Consider the following 23,934-nt stretch of genomic DNA (forward strand, 5'->3'; position numbering starts at 1 on the left):
GCGACGACCCGACGGCACCTCGGCCGGGTGGGCCGCTGCACGATCGTGCCTCACGTCGCGAAGCGAGGTCAAGGCGCGCGGTCTGGCAGGCTCTTCGGGAGGGCGAGCTCGCGCTGGAGAGCGACAACGGCGCCACCCCTTGCTAGAACCGCCCCCATGTCGCGGCCCGCGCGCCCTGAAGTCCTCGCTCCCGCCGGTGATCGCGCCGCCATGGAAGCCGCCGTGCGCGGCGGGGCCGATGCCGTCTACTTCGGCCTCCGGGGGGGCGCCGCGGGAGGCGGCGCGGCGTCGCCCTTCAACGCCCGCGCGCGGGCCGCGAACTTCGACGCGGCGGAGCTCGAGGAGGCGGTGCGCTTCCTCCACGCCCACGGCGTGAAGGGCTACGTCACCCTGAACACGCTGGTGTTCGACGACGAGCTCCCGGCGGTCCGCGGCGCGATCGAGGCGTGCGCGGCGGCCGGCGTCGACGCGGTCATCGTCCAGGACCTCGGGGTGATGCGCCTCGCGCGGGCGCTCGCGCCCGGGCTCCCGATCCACGCCTCCACGCAGATGACCTGCACCGACGCGGCCGGCGTCGAGCTCGCGCGATCGCTCGGCGCCGCGCGCGTCATCCTCGCCCGGGAGCTCTCGCTCGACGACATCGCCGCCATCCGCCGGGCGACCGACGTCGAGCTCGAGGTCTTCGTCCACGGCGCGCTCTGCATCGCCTACTCGGGGCAGTGCCTGACGAGCGAGGCCATCGGCGGCCGCAGCGCCAACCGCGGCGCCTGCGCCCAGGCCTGCCGCCTGCCGTACCGCCTCGTCGTCGACGGCGCGCTGCGCGACCTCGGCGACGCAGCCTACCTCCTGTCGCCGGAGGACCTCGACGCCACCGACGTCATCCCCGACCTCGTCGCGCTTGGCGTCGCCTCGGTGAAGATCGAGGGGCGCCTCAAGGGCCCGGAGTACGTCGGCGCCACCGCGCGCCTCTACCGCGCCGCGATCGACGCGGCGGTCGGCGCGGGAGCGGGCCCCGGGGCCACGGACCGGGAGGCGGCGCTCCAGGCGTTCTCGCGGGGCTCGGGCCCCGGCTTCCTGCGCGGCGTCGACCACCAGCGCCTCGTCGACGGCCGCACCTGCGATCACCGCGGCATCGAGGTCGGCGAGGCGCGCGGCGCCGGGCGCCGGCGCGGCCACGAGGTGGTGGTCGTGCGCGCCGCCCGGCCGCTCGCGCGCGGCGAGGGGATCCTCGTGGAGGGCGGGTTCGCCGGCGAGGGCGAGATCGGCGGCCGCATCTGGGGCCTGTGGGCCGCTGGCCGCGAGGTCGAGCGCGCGCCGGCGGGGGGCGACGTCGAGGTCTGGCTCGGGCCGGACCGGCGGCTGCCGGAGGACGTGCTGAGCGGCGCGCGGGGGCTGCACGGGCGCCGGGTCTTTCGCACGAGCGACCCCGTCGCCACGCGCGCGGTCCGCGAGGTGCTCGACCGCGCCCCGCGGCGGGTGCCGATCGACGTCCGCCTCGAGGGCCGCCTCGGCGAGCGCCCGCGGCTCTCGGCGGCGACGGAGGGCGGGGCGTCGGCCTCGGTCGAGATCGACACCCCGCTCGGCCGCGCCGATCGATCGCCGCTCGACGAGGCCACGCTGCGGAAGCAGCTGGATCGGCTGGGCGACACGCCGTTCGTCCTGCGCGGCGTCGGGCTGTCGCTCGACGGGCCTGCGCTCGTGCCGCCGTCGGCGCTCAACCGCGCCCGCCGGGCGCTCGTCGCGGCGCTGATCGAGGCGTCGCACCGCCCCCATCCGTCGGCGCCGCTGGAGGCCGAGGGGCTCGTCGCCGGGATCGCTCCGCCGGACGCGCCGCCGCCGGCGCCGGGCCTCTTCGTGCTGTGCCGCAACGTGGCGCAGGCGCGGGCGGCGCTCGACGCCGGCGCGAGCGGCGTCTACCTCGATTTCCTGGAGATGGTCGGCCTCGGCGCCGCGGCGCGCGAGCTGATGGCGGCCGGGGCCTCCGTCGGGGTGGCGCCGCCGCGGATCCGCAAGCCGGGCGAGGAGAAGATCGACAGGTACCTGCTCTCGCTCGGGCCGGCGGCGATCCTGGTCCGCAGCCTCGGCGCGCTGCTCGACGCCACGCCCGGCGTGCCCCGGATCGGCGATTTCTCGCTGAACGTCACGAACAAGCTGGCCGCGCGCGAGGTGCTCTCGCGGGGGCTCGCCGCGTTCACGCCGTCGTTCGATCTCGACGCCGCCCAGCTCGAGTCGCTGCTGGACTCGCCGTTCGGGCCGTTCGCCGAGGTGGTGGTGCACCACCCGATGCCGCTCTTCCACATGGAGCACTGCGTGATCGCGGCGACGCTGTCCGAGGGCAAGGATCACCGCACCTGCGGCCGCCCGTGCGAGCAGCACGCGCTGTCGCTGCGGGACCGGGCGGGCATGGATCACCCGCTCGAGGCGGACGTGGGGTGTCGGAACACGGTGTTCCACGCGGCGCCGCAGAGCGCGGCGCACCTCGTGCCGAGGCTCGCGAAGAGCGGCGTGCGGCGGTTCCGGATCGAGCTGGTGCGGGAGGACGCCGAGGGGGCGCGGCGCGTGGTGGAGGCGTACCGGCGGCTGCTCGCCGGGGAGGTGGCGCCTGCGGAGGTCGCGCGCGGGCTGCGGGCCGAGGGGAGCTACGGGGTGGTGCGGGGATCGCTGCGCGTGCTGCAGGCGTGACAGGAACGGCCATGGCGCTCGACCTGATCCTCACTTGAGGAGAAGGGCACCCCGACCTCGGGACGGCACACCTTGCTCGGTGCGCCAGCGGCCATGATCGGGGTGTCATGCGCTGCGCGCTCCTCGTCGGCCAACCCCGTTCGCTTCTCGCTCCGGCATGCGAGTTGCTGAGCTCCGCGGGCATGAAAACATGGGCTATGATGGTGGCGGGGTGTTGGTTGCTCGCTGGCTGCAACGGTGCCGATTTCGACGACAACCGCGCGAAATGGCGCGCCGACCGGCCAGCGGAGTATGTCATCCAGATCTGCGGCACTGGCTTTAACGGTGGCTGTACGCTCGCCGCGGTCTCCGGCGATACCGTGGTCGCCACCGCTCACAGCGGGATCGACGCTCCGCGCGGCGATTGGACGTTCGCTGAGGCGCCCGAGCAAGCAGATCCGGTGGAAGCCCTGTTCGACCGAGCAGAGCGCGAGAGCGATAGCTGCGAGCTCCGCAGCGTTCGCTTCGACGACCGCTACGGCTATGTGGCTGATTACTACTGGGACTGTGGTGAAGAAGGAAGCGGCGAGGAAGTCACATGCTTCCAGCCCGACACGAGCGACGTGACGCGCTGCGCGGAGTGAGCGGGGGCGAGGTCGGTCCGGATGAAGGGGGTCCCGGTCCTCATGACGACCCCAGTCCTGGGCAAAGCCAAACGGGCCCAGAGGCATAATGTGAACGTTCACAATACCGATGTCAATTCGAAACGGCCGTCAGCGACCGTCCTCGCGCCCCGATGGCGGACAGGTCTCCTCCGGAGCGCCGCGTCAAGAGGGGCGGGCATCGGGCTGCGGTCACACAGGCGCTTCAGCGCGGTCGCCGCCAGCGCGCGGCGGGCCGGCGATGATCGCGGTAAGGCGCCCGCGCCTCTTGCCGCGGCGCTCCGGAGGAGCCCCTCCAGCCTCGTGCTCCCTCGGGCTCGGGAACCTTACGGCCCGGTCGATTGGAATTGACGGTGCTCATGTGATCGTTCACATTGTTGGCGAGGGGTATCCTTGTTGCTGTGCCTTGCTCGGGTCGCCACGCGCACCGAGGCATTCGTCTTCTGAACGATTTTTACACCAGCTCCGTTCGCTCGGTCGTCGCGGAAGCGATCGCTGAACGATGGGGATTGGCATCGGGCCGAGGGTGCTCCCAGAGAACACGTCATACCGCGCTCGTTCGGCGGCTGTCGTGAAATCTCGAGTGCTGTTCACCGGAGATGATTCCTTACAAAGATCCGGCGGTGCTGGCGACGCGGCCGGCTGACCACCGTCGGGGGCGGCGTGATCTATGTCGAAGAGCATGAACCCTCAAAACCACGTGTCACGGAGGCTCTTCCTGGCCATCCTGGGCTCGGCGTCCGTGGCCGCCGGCTGCTCCCGCGAGGAGAGCGACGCGCCGCGCGCCTCCCAGAAGCCGGCGTCGGACGCCGACGCCGCGGGGCGGAAGCCGAAGAAGCTGTCCGAGATCGTGGTCGGCTTCTCGCAGACGGGCGCCGAGAGCTCCTGGAGGATCGCGCACAGCAAGTCGATCCAGGAGGAAGCGGAGAAGCGCCACGTGCAGCTCCTCTTCGCAGACGGTCAGAACGTGCACAACAACCAGGTCAACGCCGTCAACGGGTTCATCACCAAGGGCGTCGACGTCATCGTCATCGCGCCGCAAGAATCCGTGGGCTGGAAGCCCACATTGAAGGAGGCCAAGCGCGCCGGGATCCCGGTGGTGCTCACGAGCCGGGGCGTGGACGCCGAGGAAGATCTGTACGAGACGGTGATGGTGGCGGACTTCGTCTGGGAGGGGCGCAGGGCAGGGGAGTGGCTCGCGAAGCAGACGAACGGCAACGCGCGGATCATCGAGCTCGTGGGCACGCCAGCGGCGGACGTGGCGGTGATGCGCAAGACCGGCTTCGCCGAGGCCATCGCGAAGCATCCGGACATGAAGATCATCGCGAGCCAGAGCGGTGACTTCACGCGCACCAAGGGAAAAGCCGTGATGGAGACGCTGCTCTCGGCCCACAAGGGCGAGATCAACGCCGTCTACGCGCACAACGACGACATGGCGCTCGGGGCGATCCAGGCGATCCAGGCGGCAGGGTTAAAGCCCGGGCAGGACATCCTGGTGATATCGATCGACGCCGTGAAGCCGGCGTTCGAGGCCATGATGGAGGGGAAGCTGAACGCGACGGTCGAGTGCAACCCCCTGCACGGCCCCCTGCTCTTCGATACGATCGACAAGATCGTGCGCGGTGAGAAGGTGCCGAAGCGCACGATCGTCCCTGGCCAGATCTTCGAACGCGAGCAGGCGGCGGCGGCCATCGCCTCGCGGCCCTACTGAGGAGCGATCGGCGCCGGCGCCCCGCTGGGGCGGCGCGAGCACCATCACGCTCGTGAGCCCGCCCGTCGCGCGGCGCTCACGTACGGAGCAGCAGCCGCATGCCTGGTTCGAAAGCCTTGCTCTCTGTCGAGGGCCTCAGCAAGTCCTTCCCCGGAGTTCGCGCTCTGCACGACGTGCACGTCGAGGCGCGCGCCGGCGAGATCCAGGCGTTGATGGGGGAGAACGGGGCCGGCAAGTCGACGCTGATCAAGCTGCTCACCGGCGTCTATTCTCCCGACGCCGGGACCTTGCGCCTCGGCGGCGCGGTGATCCGGCCGACCTCTCCCCGCCACGCTGAATCGCTGGGGATCAGCGCGGTGCACCAGGAAATCAGCCTGATCCCGCACCTCTCCATCGCGGACAACATCATGCTGGGCCGGCAGCCTCGGCGCTTCGGCCTGATCGACGGGCGCGCCGTCCGCGCGAAGGCGCGTGAGGCCCTCGCGCGCCTCTCGCTGGATCTCGACGTGTCGCGATCGGTGGCGGCGCTGCCCACCGCGCTGCAGCAGATGGTCGCGATCGCCCGCGCGCTCGCCGTGGACGCGCGGATCCTGATCCTGGATGAGCCCACCTCCAGCCTGGATGAAGCGGAGACGCTGCGGCTCTTCGACGTCATGCGGGGGCTGAAGGCGCAGGGGTTGGCGATCCTCTTCGTGACTCACTTCCTGGATCAGGTCTACGCGGTCAGCGACACGATCACGGTGCTCAGGAATGGCTGCTTGGTGGGGCAGTACGCGAGCAGCGCGCTGCCTCGCCTGGAGCTCGTCCAGGCGATGCTGGGCGTCAAGCTCGGCGCAAAAGACAGGGCCGCGCCAGGCGGCCCTGCCGGTCCGGGAGGGGGGGCGAGCGCCGCGGAGCCGGCGCTCGCCGCGCGCGGCCTCGAGAGAAAGGGGGTCATCGGACCCATCGAGCTCGCGCTGCGGCCCGGCGAGGTGGTGGGGCTGGCGGGGCTGCTCGGCTCTGGTCGAAGCGAGACCGCCAGGATGCTCTTCGGGATCGAGCCCGCCGATCGCGGCGAGCTCGCGGTGAACGGGCGCGCGACCGAGATCAAGACGCCACGGCACGCGATCGGGGCCGGCCTCGCGTACTGCCCGGAAGACCGCAAGGTGGATGGCATCATCCCGAACCTCTCCGTGCGAGAGAACCTCCTGCTCGCCTTGCAGGCCTCCCAGGGGGCGCTGCGGGTGCTCCCGCGCCACGAGCGGGAGCGTCTTGTCCAGCACTACATCAAGACCCTGAGCATCAAGACGCCGTCCCCGGAGACGCCCGTCAAGCTGCTCTCGGGCGGCAACCAGCAGAAGGTGCTGCTCGCGCGTTGGATGGCCATGCAGCCGCGGATCCTGCTGCTCGACGAGCCCACGCGCGGCGTGGACATCGGCGCCAAGCTGGAGATCGAGGCGCTGGTGAAGTCGCTCAGCGAGAAGGGGGTCGCCACGGTCTTGATCTCGTCGGAGCTCGAGGAGGTCGCGCGCAACTGCTACAGGGTGGTGGTCCTGAGAGACCGCAAGCAGCAGGGCGAGCTCGTGGGAGAGTCCGTGACGCCTTCGTCCATCATCCAGGCCATCGCCCATCAGAAGGAGGCGCCGCCCGATGCTTGAGAAGATCACGGAAGCGGCGCCCACGAACGCCAACCCCACGGGCATCGCGATCCTCCTCTTCACCGGGTGCGCCGGCGCCCTGCTGCTCATGCGCGGGCGCCGCGAGGCTTGGCCTTTGCTCGGCCTCCTGGCGCTCCTCCTGTTCAATTCGGTCCTGTCCAAGAACTTCTTCTCCATCGTCGAGCGCGACGGGGCCTATTACGGGACGCCCATCAACCTGCTCAACCAGGGCTCGGAGGTGATGCTCCTCGCGATCGGCCTGACCCTGGTGATCGCCGTCAGGGGCATCGACCTGTCGGTCGGCTCGGTCATGGCGTTGTCCGGCGCCACCTGCGTGATCCTGATGAAGGAGGCTCACTGCGGGCCGCTCCTGGCTGCGCTCTTGTCCCTCGCCGTCGCCGGCGGCGTCGGTCTGTTCAACGGCGCGCTGGTGACGGCGCTGAACATCCAGCCCATCATCGTGACCTTGATCAGCATGGTCGGTGTTCGCGGCGTCGCCATGCTCATCACCCGCGCCGAGCCCGTGACGCACACGGATGCGACGTTTGCGTTCATCGGCAACGGTCACGTCGGTGGCTTGCCGTTCTCCATGTTGCTGGTGGCCGCCGTGTTCGTCGTCGCCGCGCTGCTCTGCCGGAGGACGGCGCTCGGCCTGTTCATGGAAGCGATCGGCGACAACGAGCGGGCGAGCCGGCTCGCCGGCGTCGACGACCGCCGCATCAAGCTCTGGTTGTACGGCTTTTCCGGCCTGTGCGCCGGCATCGCCGGCCTCGTGGCCGCCTCGTACATCTCCACGGCCGACCCCGATCGCGTGGGGCGCCTGCGGGAGCTGGATGCCATCTTCGCCGCGGTGATCGGCGGTACGGCGCTCACCGGCGGGCGCTTCTACCTGGGTGGCACCCTGATAGGAGCGTTGTTGATACAAACGCTCTCCACCACGATGTACATCCAGCACGTCCCCTCGGAGATCGAGCCGATGCCCAAAGCCGGCGTGATGCTGCTCAGCTGTCTGCTGGTCTCGGAGGAGTCGCGCCGGCGGCTGCTCGAGCTGCTCGGCCTCAAGCGGGGGCAGTAGGGATGCTCAGCTGGGATCGGCGGGATCTGCCGCTCATGGTGACCGCGGTCCTCCTGATCGCGCTCTACGCGGGGGTGCTGGTCTGTTACGACGCGGCGCGCAGCCTGCGTTTCCTGGTCGACCTGATCAAGGGGAACGCGGCGATGGGCCTCTGCGCGGTGGGCATGACCTTCGTCATCCTGTCGGGGGGTATCGACCTCTCGGTCGGCTCCGTCGTCGCGCTCACGACGGTCCTCGTGGGCACGCTGGTCGCCGGTGGTTGCCACCCGCTGTTGGCGTTCTGTGTCGGCCTCGCGGTGTCGGTCGCGTTCGGCGCGATGACGGGGCACCTGATCCATCGTTTCTCTCTGCCCCCGTTCCTCGTGACGCTCGCGGGCATGTTCTTCGCCCGCGGCGCGGCGTTCCTCGTCAGCATGCAGCCCATCGGCATCGATCACCCTGCGCTGGACTGGATCGTCGATGAGCTCGGCTTCGCGGTGGCGATCCCGGGCCTGGACCGGACCTGGGTCCCGGCGACGGCGCTCCTGTTCTTGATCGTCCTCGTGCTCGGCGTGATCCTTGGCCGTAGCACGAGCTTCGGCCGGAACGTCCTCGCCATCGGCGGGGACAGGCAGGCCGCGCTGCTCATGGGGGTGCCGCTGGGCGCCACGACGGTGTGTCTTTACGCGTTGTGCGGCCTGTGCGCGGGCCTCGGCGGGGTCACGACGGCGCTGATCGACAGCGCCGGAAAGCCGAACATCGGCGCCGGGCTGGAGCTCGAGGCCATCGCCTCGGTGGTGATCGGTGGAACGCTGCTGACCGGGGGGGCTGGCAGCGTCGTCGGCACCGTGATGGGCGTGATGATCACGGGCATCGTGCGGGCGGTGATCAACCTGGATGGACGGCTGCCGTCGCCCTGGCACCACATCAGCATCGGGCTGCTGCTGCTGGTCTTCATCGTCATGCAGCAGGTCCTGATCCGATCGGCCCCCGCAGCCAGGGGGGTGGAGTACGGTCATCATCGATGATGCCGGAGAGCGAGGAGCGATAGAATGAGCGAGACCAAGCGAATTCTGGTCACCGGGGCGGCGGGCAAGGTCGGCCAGACATTCATCCGAAGGTTCCTGTCGAACCCCGCGTTCGAGGGGTGGAAGGTCCGCGCGCTGTGCCACAACCGCATGCTGGAGCGGACGGCGCGCGTGGAGGTGCTGCGTGGGGCCATCGAGGACAGGGCCGTCGTCAACGAGGCGACCGAGGGGGTGAGCCACGTGCTGCACCTGGCGACCAGCAAGGAGACCCCCGAGAGCATCATGGACGTGGCCGTCAAAGGCATGTTCTGGCTGCTGGAGGCCTGCCGCGTCAGCCCCACGTTCGAGCAATTCATCCTGGTCGGGGGCGACGCCGGGATGGGCCATTTCTTTTATCCGCACCCCGTCCCCGTCACGGAGGCGCAGCGGCACAGCGCCTACCCGGGCTGCTACGCGCTGTCCAAGGTGCTCGAGGAGGTCATGCTCGAGCAGTATTACATTCAATATGAGCTCAACGGATGCTGCCTGCGCGCGCCCTGGATCATGGAGAAGGACGACTTCAAGGCGCAGCTATCCTTCGGCGACGACGTGTTCGGAGGGCCGAGGTGGCGCGATCTGGTCGGTGCCGAGGCCGCAGAGGGGTACGTCCGCTCGAGCGCCGTGCCGGTGATGCTCGACCGCCGCGGCGAGCCGGTGAAGCGTAACTTCGTGCATGTGGAGGATCTGGTCACCGCGATCCTCAAGGCCATCAATCATGAGAAGGCGCGCCAGCAGACCTTCAACATCTGCATGGACGAGCCGGTGGACTACGGGGAGCTGGCGCGTTACCTGGAGGCGACACGGGGCCTGCCGAGCGTGAGGGTGAAGACGCCGTTCCATTCGACGTGGCTGGACAACTCGAAGGCGAAGTTTCTGCTCGGTTGGCGGCCGCAATACGACCTGGCGCGGCTCACGGACGCCGCCTTCGACTACGTGCGCGCGCCCGATGATCCGCGCGTCACGTGGTACCCTGGTTGATGGGCCCTGCCTCCCCACGGCGGCCCCTTCCCGCGGTGGACGAGCCTGACGATCACGCCGACGCCGAGCTTCTCTGCTAGGGGACGGGCCCGCCTACAAGCACTCTCGCCCGGCGGTTCGGCGTGCGCGCGTAGGCCTCCACGACGGCTCGCCCCACGCTCGCTGCGCGCCCGCGCTTCACCAGGGCCACGATCGCGCCGCCGAAGCCGCCGCCGGTCAGCCGGGCGCCGAAGACGTCCGGCTGCGCCCGCGCGCTCTCCACCAGATCGTCGACCGCCGGCACGGACACCTCGAAATCATCGCGCATCGACCGGTGGGACGCGTCGAAGAGCTCGCCCAGACGGCCGAGATCCCCCGCGCGGAGCGCGGCCACGGCGGCGAGCACCCGGGCGTTCTCGGTCACGACGTGGCGGGCGCGCCGGTCGAGCGGCGACGGCAGCGACGCGATGCGCGGCTCCACGGTGGCGTCGACGTCCCGGAGCTGTGGGACGCCGAGCGCCGCGGCCGCGCGCTCGCACTCCGCGCGCCGTGTCTTGTAATCGCCGCTCGCGTGCTGGTGAGCCACCCCGGAGTCGATCACGAGCAGCTCGGCCTCCGCGGGCAGCGGGATGCGCTCGAACGCGAGCGTCCTCGTGTCGATGAAGAGCGCCGTGCTCTCGTCGGCGAGGCTCGCGGCCATCTGATCCATCGTCCCGACCGGCGCACCCACGAAGTCGTGCTCCGCGGCGTGCGCGATCCGGGCGATCTCCACGTCGTCGATGGAGAGGCCGAGCATCGTCCGCAGGGCGCGGGCGAGCGCCACGAGCAGCGATGCGCTCGACGACAGGCCGCTTCCGAGCGGCACCGTCGACTCGATCCTCGCGTCGAAGCCGGGGATCGATGCGCCCCGGCTGCGGAGGACCGCGGTGATGCCCTGCACGTAGTCGAGCCACAGTCCGCGGCGCGCCTCCTCGCCGGCGCGGAACGAGAGCTGGGCGCCGCCGTCCACGTTCGCCGTCGCGACCTGGATGAGCCGGTCGTCCCGCGGCGCGAGCTCGACGCGCGTCTTCTGCGGGATCGCCGTCGGCAGCACGTAGCCGCCGCTATAGTCGGTGTGTTCGCCGATCAGGTTCACGCGCCCCGGCGCCTCGCCCAGGACCTTCGCCGGGCGGCCGAAGACGACCTCGAAGCCCTTGCCCTTCACCGTCATTGCAGCGCACCCATGTCGACGGGGCACAGGAAACCCAAATGTTCCGGAGGCGTCAAGCCACAACTGCGGGATCTGCGCCGGGCTGGCAGAGCAGTTTTTACGTCGGTTTTACGCCGGTTTTACTCCGGTCCGCCCGGTCTCGTGAAGACGCGGTGCGTGCAACCGCGCTCGTCTCTGCGGCGATCGAAGGGGCGGTATTCACTCCGCGGCCCGCGGGAGCCGCCTTGGCTCCAGGCCTGCGGGCGACGTCAGCCGCCGCAGCGGGGGCGACGACAGGCGGTCCGATCAAAACGCGAGCACCTCGCTCCCTGACGCGAGCTCGCACGCGCCGTCCTGGGGATCACCGCCGGTGCGGAGGATCTCGGACGGCTCCGGCTCGCGGTAGACGCCGGAGAGCGCGATGTCGACCATGCGCAGGATCGCGCGATCGAGCTTGGTCACGTAATAACAGGGGATCGTCGGCTCCTTGTGCGCCCCGCCGACCCCGGAGTCATCCGTCAAGAAGAGGTATCGACCGCCCGTGAGCTGCGCGGCGGAGCGCATGCTGAGCTCGGTGAGCTCATCCACGCCGCTCGACGCGACAGGATAGACAGCGACCCCGAGGTCCTTGAGGGCTCGTATCCCGCCTGCCATCGCCGCGGCGTTGTTCTCGTGGTGGGGCGCGTCCGCGACCCAGAAGGCGAGGCGCGCGGTGTCGTCGCCCGTGCGCCAGGAGAGGTCGGCCGTCTTGGATAGCGCCATGTCCGGCGCCTCCGGGAAGTCGCCGCCGCCGTTCGCCCCTTGCTCGGCGAGCTTCTCCTGGAACTCGTCGGGATCGGCGCGGAAGTCGAACCAGCGGACGATGTAATCGTCCTCGGTGTCTCTGTACAGGACGAGCGACCAGCGCTGCTGGGCGTTCGGGTATTTGGCGAAGATGGAGTCGGAGAGCGCGATGAACTCCGTCTGGAGATACGTGATCTCGTCGCCCATGCTGCCGGTCGTGTCGATGATGAGCGATACGTCCAGCGTCTCCTTCTTTCCTGGAGGTGCCGCGAAGAGGCTGTGCGCGGCCTGATGGTCGGCCTCGGTGAACGGCAAGATGCCCGGGAGCTGCTGCGAATAGAGCGTGCTCCGGTACGAGAGGAAGAAGTCGAAGTTGCGGTTGTCGTCCCAGACGCCCGCGGTGAGCGTGCCAGGCGCGATGCTGGCTCCGCCGCCTGCGCCTCCGCCGCCTCCGCCGCCTGCGCCTCCGCCGCCTCCTGTGCCCAGGCTTCCGCCGGGGGAGCCTTCGCTCGGAGGGCCGCTTCCATCCGACACACCTCCCGAAGCGGCTGAGCCGACCGCAGCGCCTGTGCCGAAGCTCGCATCGGGGCCAGCACCGGGGTCAGCGCCGGCGCCCCTCCCCGGGATCTCTCCGTCACCGCCCTCCGCCGAGCTCGATCCGCCCGAGCACGCTCCCAGCGCGAGAAGGCCTCCCACCATGAAAGCGAAGCGGAAACGGGTATGCATTGGGATCTCCTCGGCCGCCTGGGTCGTCGCATGCCGACGTCGGACGCGGCCGGACATGCCGCGATGCATGGCGCGTACCGGGTCAGAGCCGTGTGATTTCCGGCACTTACGTGGCTAGACAGGGGGCGTTCTGTGCCAAGGCGCGCCGGAGCGCGACCCCGGCGGCTCGGGCGCGCCTCTCAGGCTCCCCGCAGCGCAGCGATCACGGGCCCGGTGTCGGGCCGCATGCCGCGCCACAGGGTGAAGCACTCGGCGCCCTGCTCGACCACCATGCCGAGGCCGTCGGTGGTCTGACCCACGCCGGCCGCGCGTGCGGCCTGCACGAACGCGGTCGGTTCCTTCTTGTAGGCCATGTCGTAGGCCAGCGAGCCCTCGTTCCACACGTCGGCGGGCAGGGGCGGCACCTCGTTGGCCATCGAGGAGGCGGAGCCGTTGATGATCACGTCGAAGCGCCCGGAGATGTCGGCGAAGCCGCCGCCGGCGAGCTGGATGGCGCCGGCATGCGGGCCGAACTCGGCCGCGAGCTCCACGGCCTTGCTGGCGGTGCGGTTGGCGACGAAGATCTCGGCCGGCTGCTCATCGAAGAGCGGCAACAAGGCGCCGCGAACCGCGCCGCCCGCGCCGAGGAGCAGCACGCGCGCGCCTTCGAGGCAGCGACCGAGGTTGTGGGTGATGTCGCGCACGATGCCGAAGCCGTCGGTGTTGTCGCCGAGGAGGGTGCCGTCGGCGCGCAACGTGAACATGTTGATCGCTCCGGCGGCACGGCCGCGCGGCGTCAGCTCGTCGGCCAGCGCAAAGGCCTCGATCTTGAAGGGCATGGTGATGTTCATGCCCTTGCCGCCGCTCTTCTGGAACTCGCGCACGGCGGCGGCGAAGCCATCCAGCTCGGCGAGGATCGCGCCGTACACCATGTCCTGCCTGCATTGCTCGGCAAAGGCGGTCTGCAGCGCCGGCGACTTGGTCTGGGAGATGGGATTGCCGATGATGGCGTAGCGGTCGGTCATGGTAGTGTGCAGGCCTCAGCGACGCGGGGCCACGCCCGCGAGCGCCGCAGATCTACGATACTGTCCAGCAGATTGCCAAGAGCGCGCGGCGTCGCCATGGCGGCTGAGAGGCAGAGCGCCTTCCACCGCCCTCCTCGGGAAGAGGCGAGAGAGGAGCTCCCATCGCCGCGCCGCGCTCAGTCCTGGTAGCTCTCGGCCTTCGACGCCATCACCAGGTTGAGCGGCGACGACCCCAGGAGGTCGCGCTCGATGGTGTCGCAGATGCGCGTGAGGGGCAGGTCGTTCGGCTCGTGGCCGAACGGGTCGTCGAGCTCCCCGCCGAGCGCCTCGATCATCAGGACGGGATACGCCACCATCATCGTCACGACGGGCGTCAGCACCCCGAGCGCCTCGACGAGGGCGAGGGGCAGCGTGGCCAGGTAGAGCGCCACGCCCCGCTGTAGCAGCAGGATGTAGCCGAGCGGCGTGGGGGTCTTGAGGATGCGCTCACAGCCTCCCAGGCAGTTGACGAGGACGCTCAGCTGCTCCTCGGCGCACACAGCCATGTTGCGCTCGAGGCTCCCGGCCCGGACGAAGGCCGCGAGGCGCTCGGAGATCTGCTGCGCTGCACGGAGCGGCGGGTGAGCGTGCTCCGCGAGGGCCTCGATCTGCTCCGCCGGGAGCAGCCGGTCGATCTCCGGGCGCTCGGCCTGCCCGCGCAGCGAGCGCCGCGCGGCATGGACGAACACCACCACCCAGACGGCGACCTCGCGCGCCGCGCCCGGGTCGACCGCGGCGTGCGCGTTCACGATGCGCGTGATGTTGCGGCTCGAGTTCACGATCGAGCCCCAGAGGGTGCGACCCTCCCAGAAGCGGTTGTAGGCCGTGTTCGTGCGGAACGCGAGGATGAGCGCGATCACCGCGCCGGCGACCTCGTGAATGCCGATCGAGAGCGACACGCGGGGGATGAGCCTGTGCGCCAGCCAGAGCGCGGCGGCGATGGCCCCGAAGGCCAGCACGCGTCGCATCACGCCCGGCGACAAGGAGCCCCGCGGCGAGACAAGCATCGGCAGCCAAGCGCGCCTGGTGTAGGGGATCATCGGGACGACCCTCGCGGCGATGCCCTTCCGGAGCACCGGAAGGAGCCATGGACATGAAGAGGCCTCAGCCCCTCATCGAACGTACCAATCCTCGCGCCGCAACGCCGCCGGGAGCGAGCCGGCCGGCGAGCGTGGCGAGCAGGGCGCCCGACCGGCGCGTCCACGCCGGCGCCCCGCAAATCAGGCGGTCGGTCTCCGGTGGCGCCTGGCGCGGACGCGCTGGACGCGGGACACTCCGCGTCCGTCCAGGCAGAGCTGACCACGGTGGTCCTGTGCGCCTGGGTCGCCTGGAGCCGTCGATTGAAGTTCGTGTCCCCCATCGTCCTGTTCTGGGCGGCCTCCGTCCTGGCCTGGCTCGTCGTCGTGGCAGCGGCGAGGCGCCGCCGGGGCGGGCTCTACGCCCGGTTCGTCGGCGTGCTGCTCGGCATCCACACGTTGATCTCGTGCGCGCTCTTCCGCCACGTCGGCCCGCTCGCGCCGGGCTTCGCGTACCTCCAGGGCGCGGTGTACCTGCACTTCCTCCTGCTCTCGCGCCCCCGGATGCGGCCGCTCGCCTACCGCGTGCTGGTGAGCATCCCGGCGTCCTACTTCGTGGCGGCGATCTTCCTGTCATTCCCGTGGGCCATCGCGAGCGGGCTCGGGGCCACGCCGTACGGCCTCTGGGTGCCCTTCGCCCTCGCCGTCGTCGGTATCCTCCAGTCGCTCACCGCCCGCCGGGAGGAGATCGAGCTCGTCGTCGACCGCGCCCCCGTCGACGGGCTGCGCCGCCACCCGCTCCCGCGCGATGGGGCGCCCGGCGCGCGCCGGCCCCTCCGCATCGTCCAGATCACCGATCCGCACCTCGGTCCGTTCATGTCGGTCGCTCGGCTCCGCGGCATCTGCGAGCGCGCCGTGGAGCGCGATCCCGATCTCGTCGTGCTCACCGGCGATTACCTGACCATGGAGTCTCAAAACACCGCGGATCACCTCGCCGAGGCCCTGTCCCCGCTCCGCGCCCTGGAAGGGCGTGTGTTCGCGTGCCACGGCAACCATGATCACGAGTCGCCCCGCCACGTCGCGACCGCGCTCGCGCGCGCGGGGGTGCGGCTGCTCGTGGATGACGCGGCGCTCGTCGAGACCGCCGCCGGGCCGGTCCAGGTCCTCGGGATGGACTTCCATTACCGCGATCGCGCGGAGCGCATGGCGGCGGTCTGCGCCCGTCACCCGCGCATGAAGGGCGCGCTCCGGCTCGTCCTGCTCCACGATCCGGGCGCGTTCCGCCACCTCGGCGAGGGGGAGGGCGATCTCGTGCTCTCGGGCCACACCCACGGCGGGCAGCTCGGCCTGGTCAGCCTCGGAGGCTCCTGGACCGCGCTCCAGCTCTTCGTGAAGATGCCCGATCATGGCCTGTGGGCCCGCGGCCCCGATCGGCTCTACGTCCATCGCGGGACAGGACACTACGGGTTTCCCCTCCGGCTCGGCGTGCCGGCGGAGGAGAGCGTGCTCAAGGTCCACCTCGCCGGCGACGGCATCTGACGGGCCGGGCGCCGTCGCCTTCCCGCAGCAGCGCTAGACCGAGCGCGCTTCCCCTGCGTCGGCCGAAGGCGGAGCAGCGGTCTCCTCGACCACCGGCATCAGAGGCAAGTCCACGATGAACACCGCGCCCCGACCCTCGCCGGCGCTCTCGGCGTGAACCTCTCCGCCGTGCATCCTCGCCAGATCCTGCACGATCGAGAGCCCCAGCCCAAGTCCGCTGTGCCAGCGGGTGGTCGAGCTGTTTGCCCGGCGAAATTTGTCGAACACGTGGGGAAGAAATTCTGCGCTGATTCCCTCGCCGGTGTCGCTGATGCGGAGCTGGGTCTTTGCTCCCATCTCCTCCAGCGACACAGCCACGCGCCCGCCAGCGGGCGTGAATTTGACGGCGTTGCTCAGCAGATTGCGCACGATCTGCTCCAGGCGACCGCGATCGCCCCAGACCCGGCCGGTCGTTGAGCGGAGCGAGAGCGAGATGCAGACGTCCTTCGCTTCAGAGGCTGGAGTTACAGAGTCGACGACCGCCTGGATGACCTCGGCCATGCTGACCGGCTGACGCTTCAGGTCCACCTGGCCGCAGAGGATGGCGGAGACGTCGAGCAGGGTCTCGACGAGCTCCAGCTCGGCCATGCCGTTGCGCTCGATGACCTCGAGGCCGCGCTGCACCCTGGCCACGTCCGACTTGTCCGCGCGGAGAAGGATATGCGCCCAGCCGAGGATAGAGGTCAGCGGCGTTCGCAGCTCATGGCCGAGCGTGCAGAGGAACTCGTCCTTCATCCGGTCGGCGGCCTCGGCCTTGGAACGCGCCGCCTGCTCGCTGGCCAGCAGCCTCTCCCGCTCTTCCTCCGCCCGCTTGCGTTCGGTGATGTCCGTGGAGATAGCGCACACAGCGTAGGGCTTGCCTTCCGCGTCGAACAGGGGGCACTTGACCGAGATATAGGTGTGCATCCCGTCGCTCTGCGGCACCACCTCCTCGGTCTCCAGGGGCTCCTGGGCCTCCAGCACCCGCCTGTCGAACGAGCGGAATATCTCCGCCTGCTCCCGAGGGAAGAGGTCGTGGTCGGTCATGCCGATGATCGACGCGATCGACTCCGGCGTCGCGTGGAACAGCTGCCTGAAACGGCGGTTGCTCAGCAGGTATCGGCCCTGCAGGTCCTTGACGTAGACCATGGCCGCCGAATTGTCGATGATCGCCTGCAGCATGCCTTGGCTTTCGCGCAACGTCTCCTCGGCCCGCTTACGCTCGCCGTTCTCTTGTTTCAGGAGATCATTGGCCGCGGCGAGCTCGGCCGTGCGCTCCGCCACTCTCCGCTCCAGCTTATCGTGGGCGCAGCGCAGCGCGGCCTGCAATCGCTCGCGCTCCTCGATCTCCCGCCGCAGTTGCACGTTCTGCGCCTCGAGCTCCGCGCGCATCGTATACAATTCCAGGTGTGTCTTGACTCGCACCAGAACCTCGTCGAGCTCCAGAGGCTTGACGACGTAATCGACGCCGCCGGCTTCGAACCCGGCCACCTTGTGGGCCGTCTCTCCCAGGGCGGTCATGAAGATCACCGGAATGCCCTTGGTGCTTTCAGACGCTTTCAGGCGCCGGCACGTCTCGAAGCCGTCCATTCCCGGCATCAATACATCGAGCAGTATCAAATCGGGAGAGAGGAGCTCGGCCCGCTCCAACGCATCTTCACCATCTTGAGCGACCGCCACCCGAAAGCCGCGCTCTTCGAGCTGAGCGGCTGTCACGGCCATGCTTTCGGGCACATCGTCGACCATCAGGATGGTATACGACGGGACACCGGGCTCTGAGGTTCTGTTCATCGGAGACGATGGCAACGTAGCGCCTGCGTGAACCGGTCGCGACAACCTTCTAACACGTCCCCTCACTATAATTTTTCGCCTGGGCGCGCCCGCCATTGCCGTCTTTCGGGCTGCGCGGTCGGGGGAGCTGCCGTGATGCCGTATCGGAGCTGCGCCTGGAGCAGACCGCGGAGCCGCTTGATCTGGAAGCTCCGCGCCACCGCGCGCACCTGCCCGGTCCACGCTCCGAGCTCGGGGTCGGCCTCCTCGAGCCGATCGAGCTCGTTCAGCACCTGGGAGACGAGCCCTCTGTCGGCCAGCTCGACGAGCCGCGCCAGCGCCTGGGCCCGTGGGGCGGGGAGCCTGCAGAGCTCCGCGTCGGTCATCGAGGGCATGGTCACGGCGGCGCCCTGCCCCGCTCGGCGCTGCCACTCGAGCTGGAGCGTGCCTCGGAGCAGCTCCAGGAACGCGCCGGCCTGCACCGGCTTGGGCAGAAAGTCGTCGCATCCCGCGCTCAGGCTCTCGTGCCGCTCGACCTCCGAGGTGCTGGCGGACGAGGCGATGATCGCGGTCCGGGCGAGCTCCGGCCTTTGCCGCAAGCGCCGTGTCGCCTCGTACCCGTCCATGCCCGGCATGGCCAGGTCCATCACGATGACGTCCGGCGTCCGGTCGAGGGCCAGCGCGAGCGCGCGCTCGCCGCCGTCGGCCTCCAGCAGCTCGAAGCCGAGCGGCTCCAGCAAGTCGCGCAGCAGCGCGCGGTTCTCGGCGTCGTCGTCCACCACGAGGATCGTGCGGCGCTCGCCCTCGTACCCGATGATCGCCTCCCACGACAGCCCCGCGCTCCCCTGGGGCGCGGTCGCCTCGAGCAGCCGGAGCGTCGCGGTGAAGACCGTGCCTCGGCCGAGCTGGCTATCGACCTCGATGCTGCCGCCCAGCCGCTCGATGAGCTTCTTCGTGATCGCCAGCCCCAGCCCAGTGCCCTCGGCGTGCCGCTTCTCGTCGCCGACCTGCTCGAAGGCCTCGAAGATGCGCCCGAGGTGCTCGGGGGCGATGCCGGGGCCGGTGTCCTTGATCTGGAAGCGCACCGTGCGCCATCGGTCCTCCGGCGGCTCCTGCACCTCGACGCGCAACGTCACCCCGCCCTGCTCGGTGAACTTGATGGCATTGCCCAGCAGGTTGAGCAGCACCTGCATCAGGCGCTTCTCGTCGGCGCGCACCCCCAGCCGCTCGGGGCCGACACGCTCGTAAGCGAACGAGATACCCTTCTCCACGGCGCGCACCCGGCAGAGGTTGGCCACGGTCCGGAGGAGCGTGGGCAGGTCGACCGCGGTCGGGCGCACGTCCATCTTGCCGGCCTCGATCTTGGCCAGATCGAGCACGTCATTGATGAGCCCGAGCAGGTGCGTGCCGGCGGTGTGGATGATGCGGGCCGCGTCCGCGGCTTTGGCGGGCAGGTCGGGCAGCCGGCCGAGCAGCTGCGCATAGCCGAGGACGCTGTTGAGCGGCGTGCGCAGCTCGTGGCTCATGCTGGACAGGAACTCGCTCTTGGCGCCGCTGGCGCGGTCGGCCGTCTGCTTCGCGGCTTTCAGCTCGGCGGTGCGCTGCTCCACCTCGCGCGCCAGCCGCTCGCTGTAGGCCGAGAGCTCGGTATAGAGCGTGGCGTTCTCCACCGCCGTCGCCGCCAGCGCGCCGAGGAGCGTCACCAGCTCGACGCGGGCTTGGGGGAAGGCGTCCTCCACGCTCGGGTGCTCCAGGTACATCACCCCGGAGAGGCGCCCCTGGTGCACGAGCGGCACGGCGAGCACCGAGCCGGGCCGGTGGGCGAGCAGGTAGGGGTCCTCGTCGAAGCGGCTGTCGCTCGCCGCCTGCCCGAGCACCACCGGCTCCTTGCCGCGCGCGACGTACTGCACCAGCGTCGCCGGCAGCCGCGTCGAGCCGGCGACGGGCTCGTCGAGCGCCAGCTTGACCTGCTGGGGATTGACGGTGAGCAGCGCGGCGATGACGAGCTCGCCGCCCTGCATGAGGGCGAGCACGGCGCGCTCGGCGCCGGAGTACTCGGCGAGCAGGCGGAGCATGTGGCCGACGAGCGAGCCGAGGTTGCGATCGCCGGAGAGCGCCTGCGCGGCGCGCAGCGCGGAGGCGATGTCCAGGTACGCGTGGAGCGTGCGGTCGGTGATGATCGTGCTCGTCGGCGCGGACGCCCCATCCGGCGGCTCGTCCGCCGCGAGCGCCGGGCGGCCCCGAGCCGCGATGCTGTCCGGGTAGCGCCGGGCGAGCCGCGCGGCCGCTGCGCGCGCCCCCCAGCGCAGGTAGGCGTCGTGCGCGGCCGAGAGATAGGCGCGGGCCAGGGCGCGGTGCCCGCGGGCGAGGCGGTGCTCGCCGGCCAAGCGCAAGCCGAGCGCCTCCGTGCTGACCAGATCCTGGTCGCGGGCGTGCTCGATCGCCTGGTCGTACAGCCGCCCGGCCTCCTCGTGCTCCTCCCGGGCGCGAGCGCGGCCCGCCTCCATCAGCAGGCGCGCGGCCTCGAAGCTCTCGGGGCAGCCCTGGGCCCAGAGGGCGAGGCGCGCGCCGTGAAAGGCCAGCCGATCCTCGAGCAGCGCGCGCCGCTCGGCGGTGGCGGTGGGGAGGGCGTGCGCTCCGGCGACGCAGAGCGCGAACGTCAGGGCGATGAGCATGGGCGTGCCCCACGAGACCTGCCACTCCGGCTCGACGGCGAGGACCGCCTCGACCGCCCACGCGTCAGCGCCGAAATGGACCCCGGTCCACCCCGCCATGGCCATCGTGGCGGTCAGGAGCGCCATCGCCTTCGCGTCCCGCGCGGGTCGCGCGATCTCCGCGAGCGTCCGCTCGACGGCGCGCGCGGCCTGGGCCTGCGAGAGCGCGGCGGCCGAGCGGGCGATGATGTTCCGGAAGTCCATGGCCATCGGGTCGCGGTAGGCCATGCGGTCGAGGTCGCGCGCGACGCGATCGAGGTCGTCTCCGGCGATCAGCTGGAACATCGCCCCCTGGATCTCGCTGAACGCCTCGGCGACAGGGTCGCGCTCCTCGGCGGCGGTGCGCGCCGCGCGCGCGTACAGCTCCCTCATCTTCGGAGGCGGCGTCCAGTACATGGCGGCCACCGTGGCGTTGAAGCGCGCGGTGGCGCGCGCGACGTCGTACCGATCGATGAGCGCCAGCATGGGCTCGTTCAGCTGGCGCGCCAGAGGCAGCTTCCCCAGGAGGTAGGCCAGGAGCAAGGCGGTGCACACGCAGCCCGCGAACGAGCTCTTCGTCAGCCCGTACCGCAGCGTCTCCAGCACGATCATCGGCCAGCAGCACCGGCTCAGCGAGGACATCCAGAAGGCGGCGCAGGGCCCCAGCACCTCCAGGATCCTGCACCGCAGCGCGTGGGCGCGGTCGGCGCTCATCGGCAGCGCCTCCCAGTCCTCGACGGTCATGCGATGCAGGGCGGGCTCGATCTCGGTGATGAGCGCGTCGAACAGCGCCTGCTGCTCCTCCGGGGTCCTCGGCAGCGGCCGCCCGAGCCACGCCATCGCCGAGAGGCCGAGCTCGATGGCCTGCGCGAAGCGGCCGGTGACATGAAGAAACACGATCGAGACGCTGGCCACGCGCGCGCGCTCGAGCGGGTCCCGCGATCGCTCCAGGCAGCGCTGAAAGAGCCGCTCCGCTTCGTCGACCTGCTCCGCGAGCCAGAGGGCCTCGGCCATGACCAGGTGCACCTCGAAGGTCGTCTCCGGGGCCTCGGTCCACCCCTCCTCGCCCAGCAGCGACGCCGCCGTCCCGAGGAACGCCGCGGCCTGTGCGTAGGCCGCGCTGGCCTTGGCCCGCTGCCCCGCGCGCAGGTTCTGCTCCGAAAGATCGCGCTTTTCCTGGGCGTCCGTGAGCCGCTCGGCGGCCCGGTTGCGGTGGTAGAGCGTCGCGAACAGCTCCCCATCGGCGCACGCGACGCCGTACCGAGCCCGCAGCGCTCGGCCGATCCACAGGTGCAGCGACAGCCGCTGCTCTGCCGTGAGCGCCTCGTAGGCGGCCTGCTGGACCCGGTCGTGCACGAAGGCGTAGGCCTCGTGCCCCCGCTCGGCCTCGTGCACCAAGAGCCCCTCGCGCGCCGCCTCCGCCAAAAGGGCGCTGACCGTCTCCACCTCTTGCCCCGAAAGGTGCGCCAAGAGCTCGGCGTCGAACCGATCGCCGACGCACGCCGCCGTCTGCAGCGCCCGCTGCAGCTCGGGCGACAGCAGCTCCAGCCTGCGGGTCAGCAGCGCGACGACGTTGTCCGTGATCCCCGCCCGCTCGATCGCCTCTCGCTGCCATCGCCACCGCCCCGTCTCCGCGTCGCGCGAAAGCAGCTTCCGCTCGTGCAAGAGCCGCAGAGACTGCCCGACGAAGAACGGGCTGCCGTCCGTCTTGTCCTTGACCAGCCGCGAGAGCTCCTCCACCTCGGCCTCGGGCCGGTCGAGCATGTCCGCCACCATCGCCGCGACCGCTTCCGCGCCGAGCGGCGAAAGCGCGATCCGTCCGGTCACGGCGCCCGGGGCCGCGGAGGCCGAAAGCAGCGCGTTCAACGGGTGCTCTGGGCTCACCGCCTCATCCCGGTAGGCCCCCACCACGAGCAGGTGCTGGCCCGCAGGCTCCTTCAGCAGCTCGCCCAGGAGCGCCAGCGACGCCGCATCCGCCCACTGCAGGTCATCGATGAACAGCACCAGCGGGTGCTCGGCCGTGGCCAGCGTCCGCACGAAGCGCAGCACCGTCGTCTGGAAGCGGAGCTTGGCCTCCATCGGCCCGAGCTCGACCAGCGGCTTCGGCTCGCCCAGGATGTGCACCAGCTCGGGCATGAGCTCGACGAGGATCTGCCCGTTCGGCCCCGCGGCTTCCTGAAAGGCCTGCCTCCAGCGCTCCAGCACCTCGGCCGGGTCCGCCAGCCGCCGCCGCACCACCGACCGCAGCGCCTGCGCCAGCGCCGCGTACGGCGTGCTGCGCTGCAGCTGGTCGAACTTGCCGGTGGCGAAGATCCCCCGCCGCGCGCGCACCTGGCCCTGCAGCGCCTGCACCAGCGCCGACTTGCCCACGCCCGACGGCCCTGCCACCAGCGCCAGGACCGTCGCGCCGCCGCACGCCCGGTCGAACAGCGCCGCGAGCGCGGCGCCCTCGCGCTCCCGGCCGAACAGGCGCGAGGGCGCTCGGACCCGATCGTCCCAGTCGCGCCTCGCCAGCGGAAACGGCGCCACTGTTCCCGTCTCGACCCAGGCCCGCGCCGCCCGCTCCAGATCCCAGGCCGCGCCGCTCGCCGTCTGGTAGCGGTCCTCGGGGCTCTTGGCCAGCAGCTTGAGCACGATCGCGCTCACGGCCTCGGGGATGTTTCGCTCGGGCGCGCGCTCGTGCGGGGGCACGGGCGCCTGGGCGATGTGCGCGTGGATCAGCTCCAGCGTGTCGGTCGCGTCGAAGGGCAGCGCGCCGGTCAGCAGCTGGTAGAGCGTGGCGCCCAGCGCATACAGGTCCGCCCGGGCGTCCGGCGCTCGGTTCATCCGGCCCGTCTGCTCGGGCGCCATGTACGCCAGCGTTCCGGAGACCGCCTCCGGCGACCTCTGCGCGGCGAGCCGGGGCGCGCAACGGGTCGCGAGCCCGACGTCGATCAAGCAGGCGCGCGTCCGCTCGGCGTCGACCAGGACGTTGTGCGGCTTGATGTCGCGGTGGAGGACGCCGCGCCGGTGCACCTCGCCCAGGCTGCGCGCAAGCGCGGCGCCCAGGCGCAGCGCGCCCCCCACCGGCAGCGGGCCCTGGTCGAGCACGCGCGCCAGCGAGGTATCGCCCCAGGGCTCCAGCACGAGGACCGGCTTCGCGAGCGCGCGCGGACTCGGCGGCTCGCCGCAGAGAGCGTTCTGCATCGCTGGCGCGCAGCTCTTGGACTCGGCCGCTCGAGCGACGCACGTATCCGTCTGCAGGACCTCCCCCGTAACGTGGTCCATGTTTCATTCTCGACGATGCGATGGCGCTTGTCACTCGCTATCGTGAATGAGCTCGATCGCACGCGCTGGTTTCTATGGTGCCTCGCGTTGCGTTCTCGCCTCCAGCACGCAGCGAGGGATCACGCGGCGTCGTCGAGAGGC

The 23,934-nt window shown here is 70.6% G+C and carries 14 protein-coding genes; 8 read left to right on the forward strand and 6 right to left on the reverse strand.

All coding sequences use genetic code 11. The features are described 5' to 3' along the window. Positions 1-156: 156 nt before the first annotated feature. The 7 genes from WMF29_RS11750 to WMF29_RS11780 all read left to right on the forward strand — a co-directional run bounded on the left by WMF29_RS11750 (position 157) and on the right by WMF29_RS11780 (position 9,770). Complete coding sequence (locus tag WMF29_RS11750; protein ID WP_437328919.1) at positions 157-2,682, forward strand: DUF3656 domain-containing U32 family peptidase; 2,526 nt, start codon at positions 157-159, stop codon at positions 2,680-2,682. Positions 2,683-2,879: 197 nt separating this feature from the next. Beyond that, positions 2,880-3,305: a hypothetical protein gene (locus WMF29_RS11755; RefSeq protein WP_437328920.1), complete on the forward strand. Its 426-nt coding sequence runs from the start codon at positions 2,880-2,882 to the stop codon at positions 3,303-3,305. 700 nt (positions 3,306-4,005) lie between these two features. Then, positions 4,006-5,034: an ABC transporter substrate-binding protein gene (locus WMF29_RS11760; RefSeq protein ID WP_437328921.1), complete on the forward strand. Its 1,029-nt coding sequence runs from the start codon at positions 4,006-4,008 to the stop codon at positions 5,032-5,034. A 98-nt stretch (positions 5,035-5,132) separates the two neighbouring features. Next, positions 5,133-6,671 (forward strand): sugar ABC transporter ATP-binding protein, encoded by a 1,539-nt coding sequence (locus tag WMF29_RS11765; RefSeq protein ID WP_437328922.1) that lies wholly within the window; start codon positions 5,133-5,135, stop codon positions 6,669-6,671. Then, positions 6,664-7,746: an ABC transporter permease gene (locus WMF29_RS11770; protein ID WP_437328923.1), complete on the forward strand. Its 1,083-nt coding sequence runs from the start codon at positions 6,664-6,666 to the stop codon at positions 7,744-7,746. Before WMF29_RS11765 ends, WMF29_RS11770 begins: the two co-directional genes overlap by 8 nt. 2 nt (positions 7,747-7,748) lie before the next feature. Then, the gene (locus WMF29_RS11775; protein ID WP_437328924.1) at positions 7,749-8,753 is read left to right on the forward strand and encodes an ABC transporter permease subunit; all 1,005 of its coding nucleotides are present in this window, start codon (positions 7,749-7,751) and stop codon (positions 8,751-8,753) included. A 24-nt stretch (positions 8,754-8,777) separates the two neighbouring features. Continuing rightward, positions 8,778-9,770 (forward strand): NAD-dependent epimerase/dehydratase family protein, encoded by a 993-nt coding sequence (locus WMF29_RS11780; protein WP_437328925.1) that lies wholly within the window; start codon positions 8,778-8,780, stop codon positions 9,768-9,770. A 76-nt stretch (positions 9,771-9,846) separates the two neighbouring features. Here the strand turns inward: WMF29_RS11780 and galK are convergent, their stop codons facing one another. The 4 genes from galK to WMF29_RS11800 form a co-directional block, all read right to left on the reverse strand. Next, complete coding sequence (gene galK / locus WMF29_RS11785; RefSeq protein ID WP_437328926.1) at positions 9,847-10,959, reverse strand: galactokinase; 1,113 nt, start codon at positions 10,957-10,959, stop codon at positions 9,847-9,849. A gap of 285 nt (positions 10,960-11,244) precedes the next feature. Further along, positions 11,245-12,255 (reverse strand): vWA domain-containing protein, encoded by a 1,011-nt coding sequence (locus tag WMF29_RS11790; protein ID WP_437328927.1) that lies wholly within the window; start codon positions 12,253-12,255, stop codon positions 11,245-11,247. 371 nt (positions 12,256-12,626) lie between these two features. Next, complete coding sequence (aroE, locus tag WMF29_RS11795; protein ID WP_437328928.1) at positions 12,627-13,451, reverse strand: shikimate dehydrogenase; 825 nt, start codon at positions 13,449-13,451, stop codon at positions 12,627-12,629. Between the two features lie 176 nt (positions 13,452-13,627). Next, positions 13,628-14,530 (reverse strand): bestrophin family protein, encoded by a 903-nt coding sequence (locus WMF29_RS11800; protein WP_437328929.1) that lies wholly within the window; start codon positions 14,528-14,530, stop codon positions 13,628-13,630. A 198-nt stretch (positions 14,531-14,728) separates the two neighbouring features. On the opposite strand from WMF29_RS11800, the gene WMF29_RS11805 reads away from it, so the two are divergent. Further along, positions 14,729-16,045, forward strand: a complete 1,317-nt coding sequence (locus tag WMF29_RS11805; protein ID WP_437328930.1) for a metallophosphoesterase — start codon at positions 14,729-14,731, stop codon at positions 16,043-16,045. Between the two features lie 33 nt (positions 16,046-16,078). Here WMF29_RS11805 and WMF29_RS11810 read toward each other — a convergent pair whose 3' ends face one another. Both WMF29_RS11810 and WMF29_RS11815 read right to left on the reverse strand, forming a co-directional pair. Then, a complete protein-coding gene (locus WMF29_RS11810; RefSeq protein WP_437328931.1) occupies positions 16,079-17,809 on the reverse strand; it encodes an ATP-binding protein in 1,731 nt (576 codons plus the stop codon). A gap of 110 nt (positions 17,810-17,919) precedes the next feature. After that, complete coding sequence (locus tag WMF29_RS11815; RefSeq protein ID WP_437328932.1) at positions 17,920-23,793, reverse strand: AAA family ATPase; 5,874 nt, start codon at positions 23,791-23,793, stop codon at positions 17,920-17,922. Positions 23,794-23,934 lie beyond the last annotated feature (141 nt).

Origin of the sequence: Sorangium sp. So ce381 (assembly GCF_051473845.1) — a bacterium.
GTDB classification, from domain to species: Bacteria; Myxococcota_A; Polyangia; order Polyangiales; family Polyangiaceae; genus Sorangium; species Sorangium atrum.

Excerpts from the sequence above, each read along its gene's own strand:
- WMF29_RS11750 (WP_437328919.1), top strand. The coding sequence starts at position 157 with ATGTCGCGGCCCGCGCGCCCTGAAGTCCTCGCTCCCGCCGGTGATCGC.
- WMF29_RS11755 (WP_437328920.1), top strand. The coding sequence starts at position 2,880 with ATGATGGTGGCGGGGTGTTGGTTGCTCGCTGGCTGCAACGGTGCCGAT.
- WMF29_RS11760 (WP_437328921.1), top strand. The coding sequence starts at position 4,006 with ATGAACCCTCAAAACCACGTGTCACGGAGGCTCTTCCTGGCCATCCTG.
- WMF29_RS11765 (WP_437328922.1), top strand. The coding sequence starts at position 5,133 with ATGCCTGGTTCGAAAGCCTTGCTCTCTGTCGAGGGCCTCAGCAAGTCC.
- WMF29_RS11770 (WP_437328923.1), top strand. The coding sequence starts at position 6,664 with ATGCTTGAGAAGATCACGGAAGCGGCGCCCACGAACGCCAACCCCACG.
- WMF29_RS11775 (WP_437328924.1), top strand. The coding sequence starts at position 7,749 with ATGCTCAGCTGGGATCGGCGGGATCTGCCGCTCATGGTGACCGCGGTC.
- WMF29_RS11780 (WP_437328925.1), top strand. The coding sequence starts at position 8,778 with ATGAGCGAGACCAAGCGAATTCTGGTCACCGGGGCGGCGGGCAAGGTC.
- galK (WP_437328926.1), bottom strand. The coding sequence starts at position 10,959 with ATGACGGTGAAGGGCAAGGGCTTCGAGGTCGTCTTCGGCCGCCCGGCG.
- aroE (WP_437328928.1), bottom strand. The coding sequence starts at position 13,451 with ATGACCGACCGCTACGCCATCATCGGCAATCCCATCTCCCAGACCAAG.
- WMF29_RS11800 (WP_437328929.1), bottom strand. The coding sequence starts at position 14,530 with ATGATCCCCTACACCAGGCGCGCTTGGCTGCCGATGCTTGTCTCGCCG.
- WMF29_RS11810 (WP_437328931.1), bottom strand. The coding sequence starts at position 17,809 with ATGGTCGACGATGTGCCCGAAAGCATGGCCGTGACAGCCGCTCAGCTC.
- WMF29_RS11815 (WP_437328932.1), bottom strand. The coding sequence starts at position 23,793 with ATGGACCACGTTACGGGGGAGGTCCTGCAGACGGATACGTGCGTCGCT.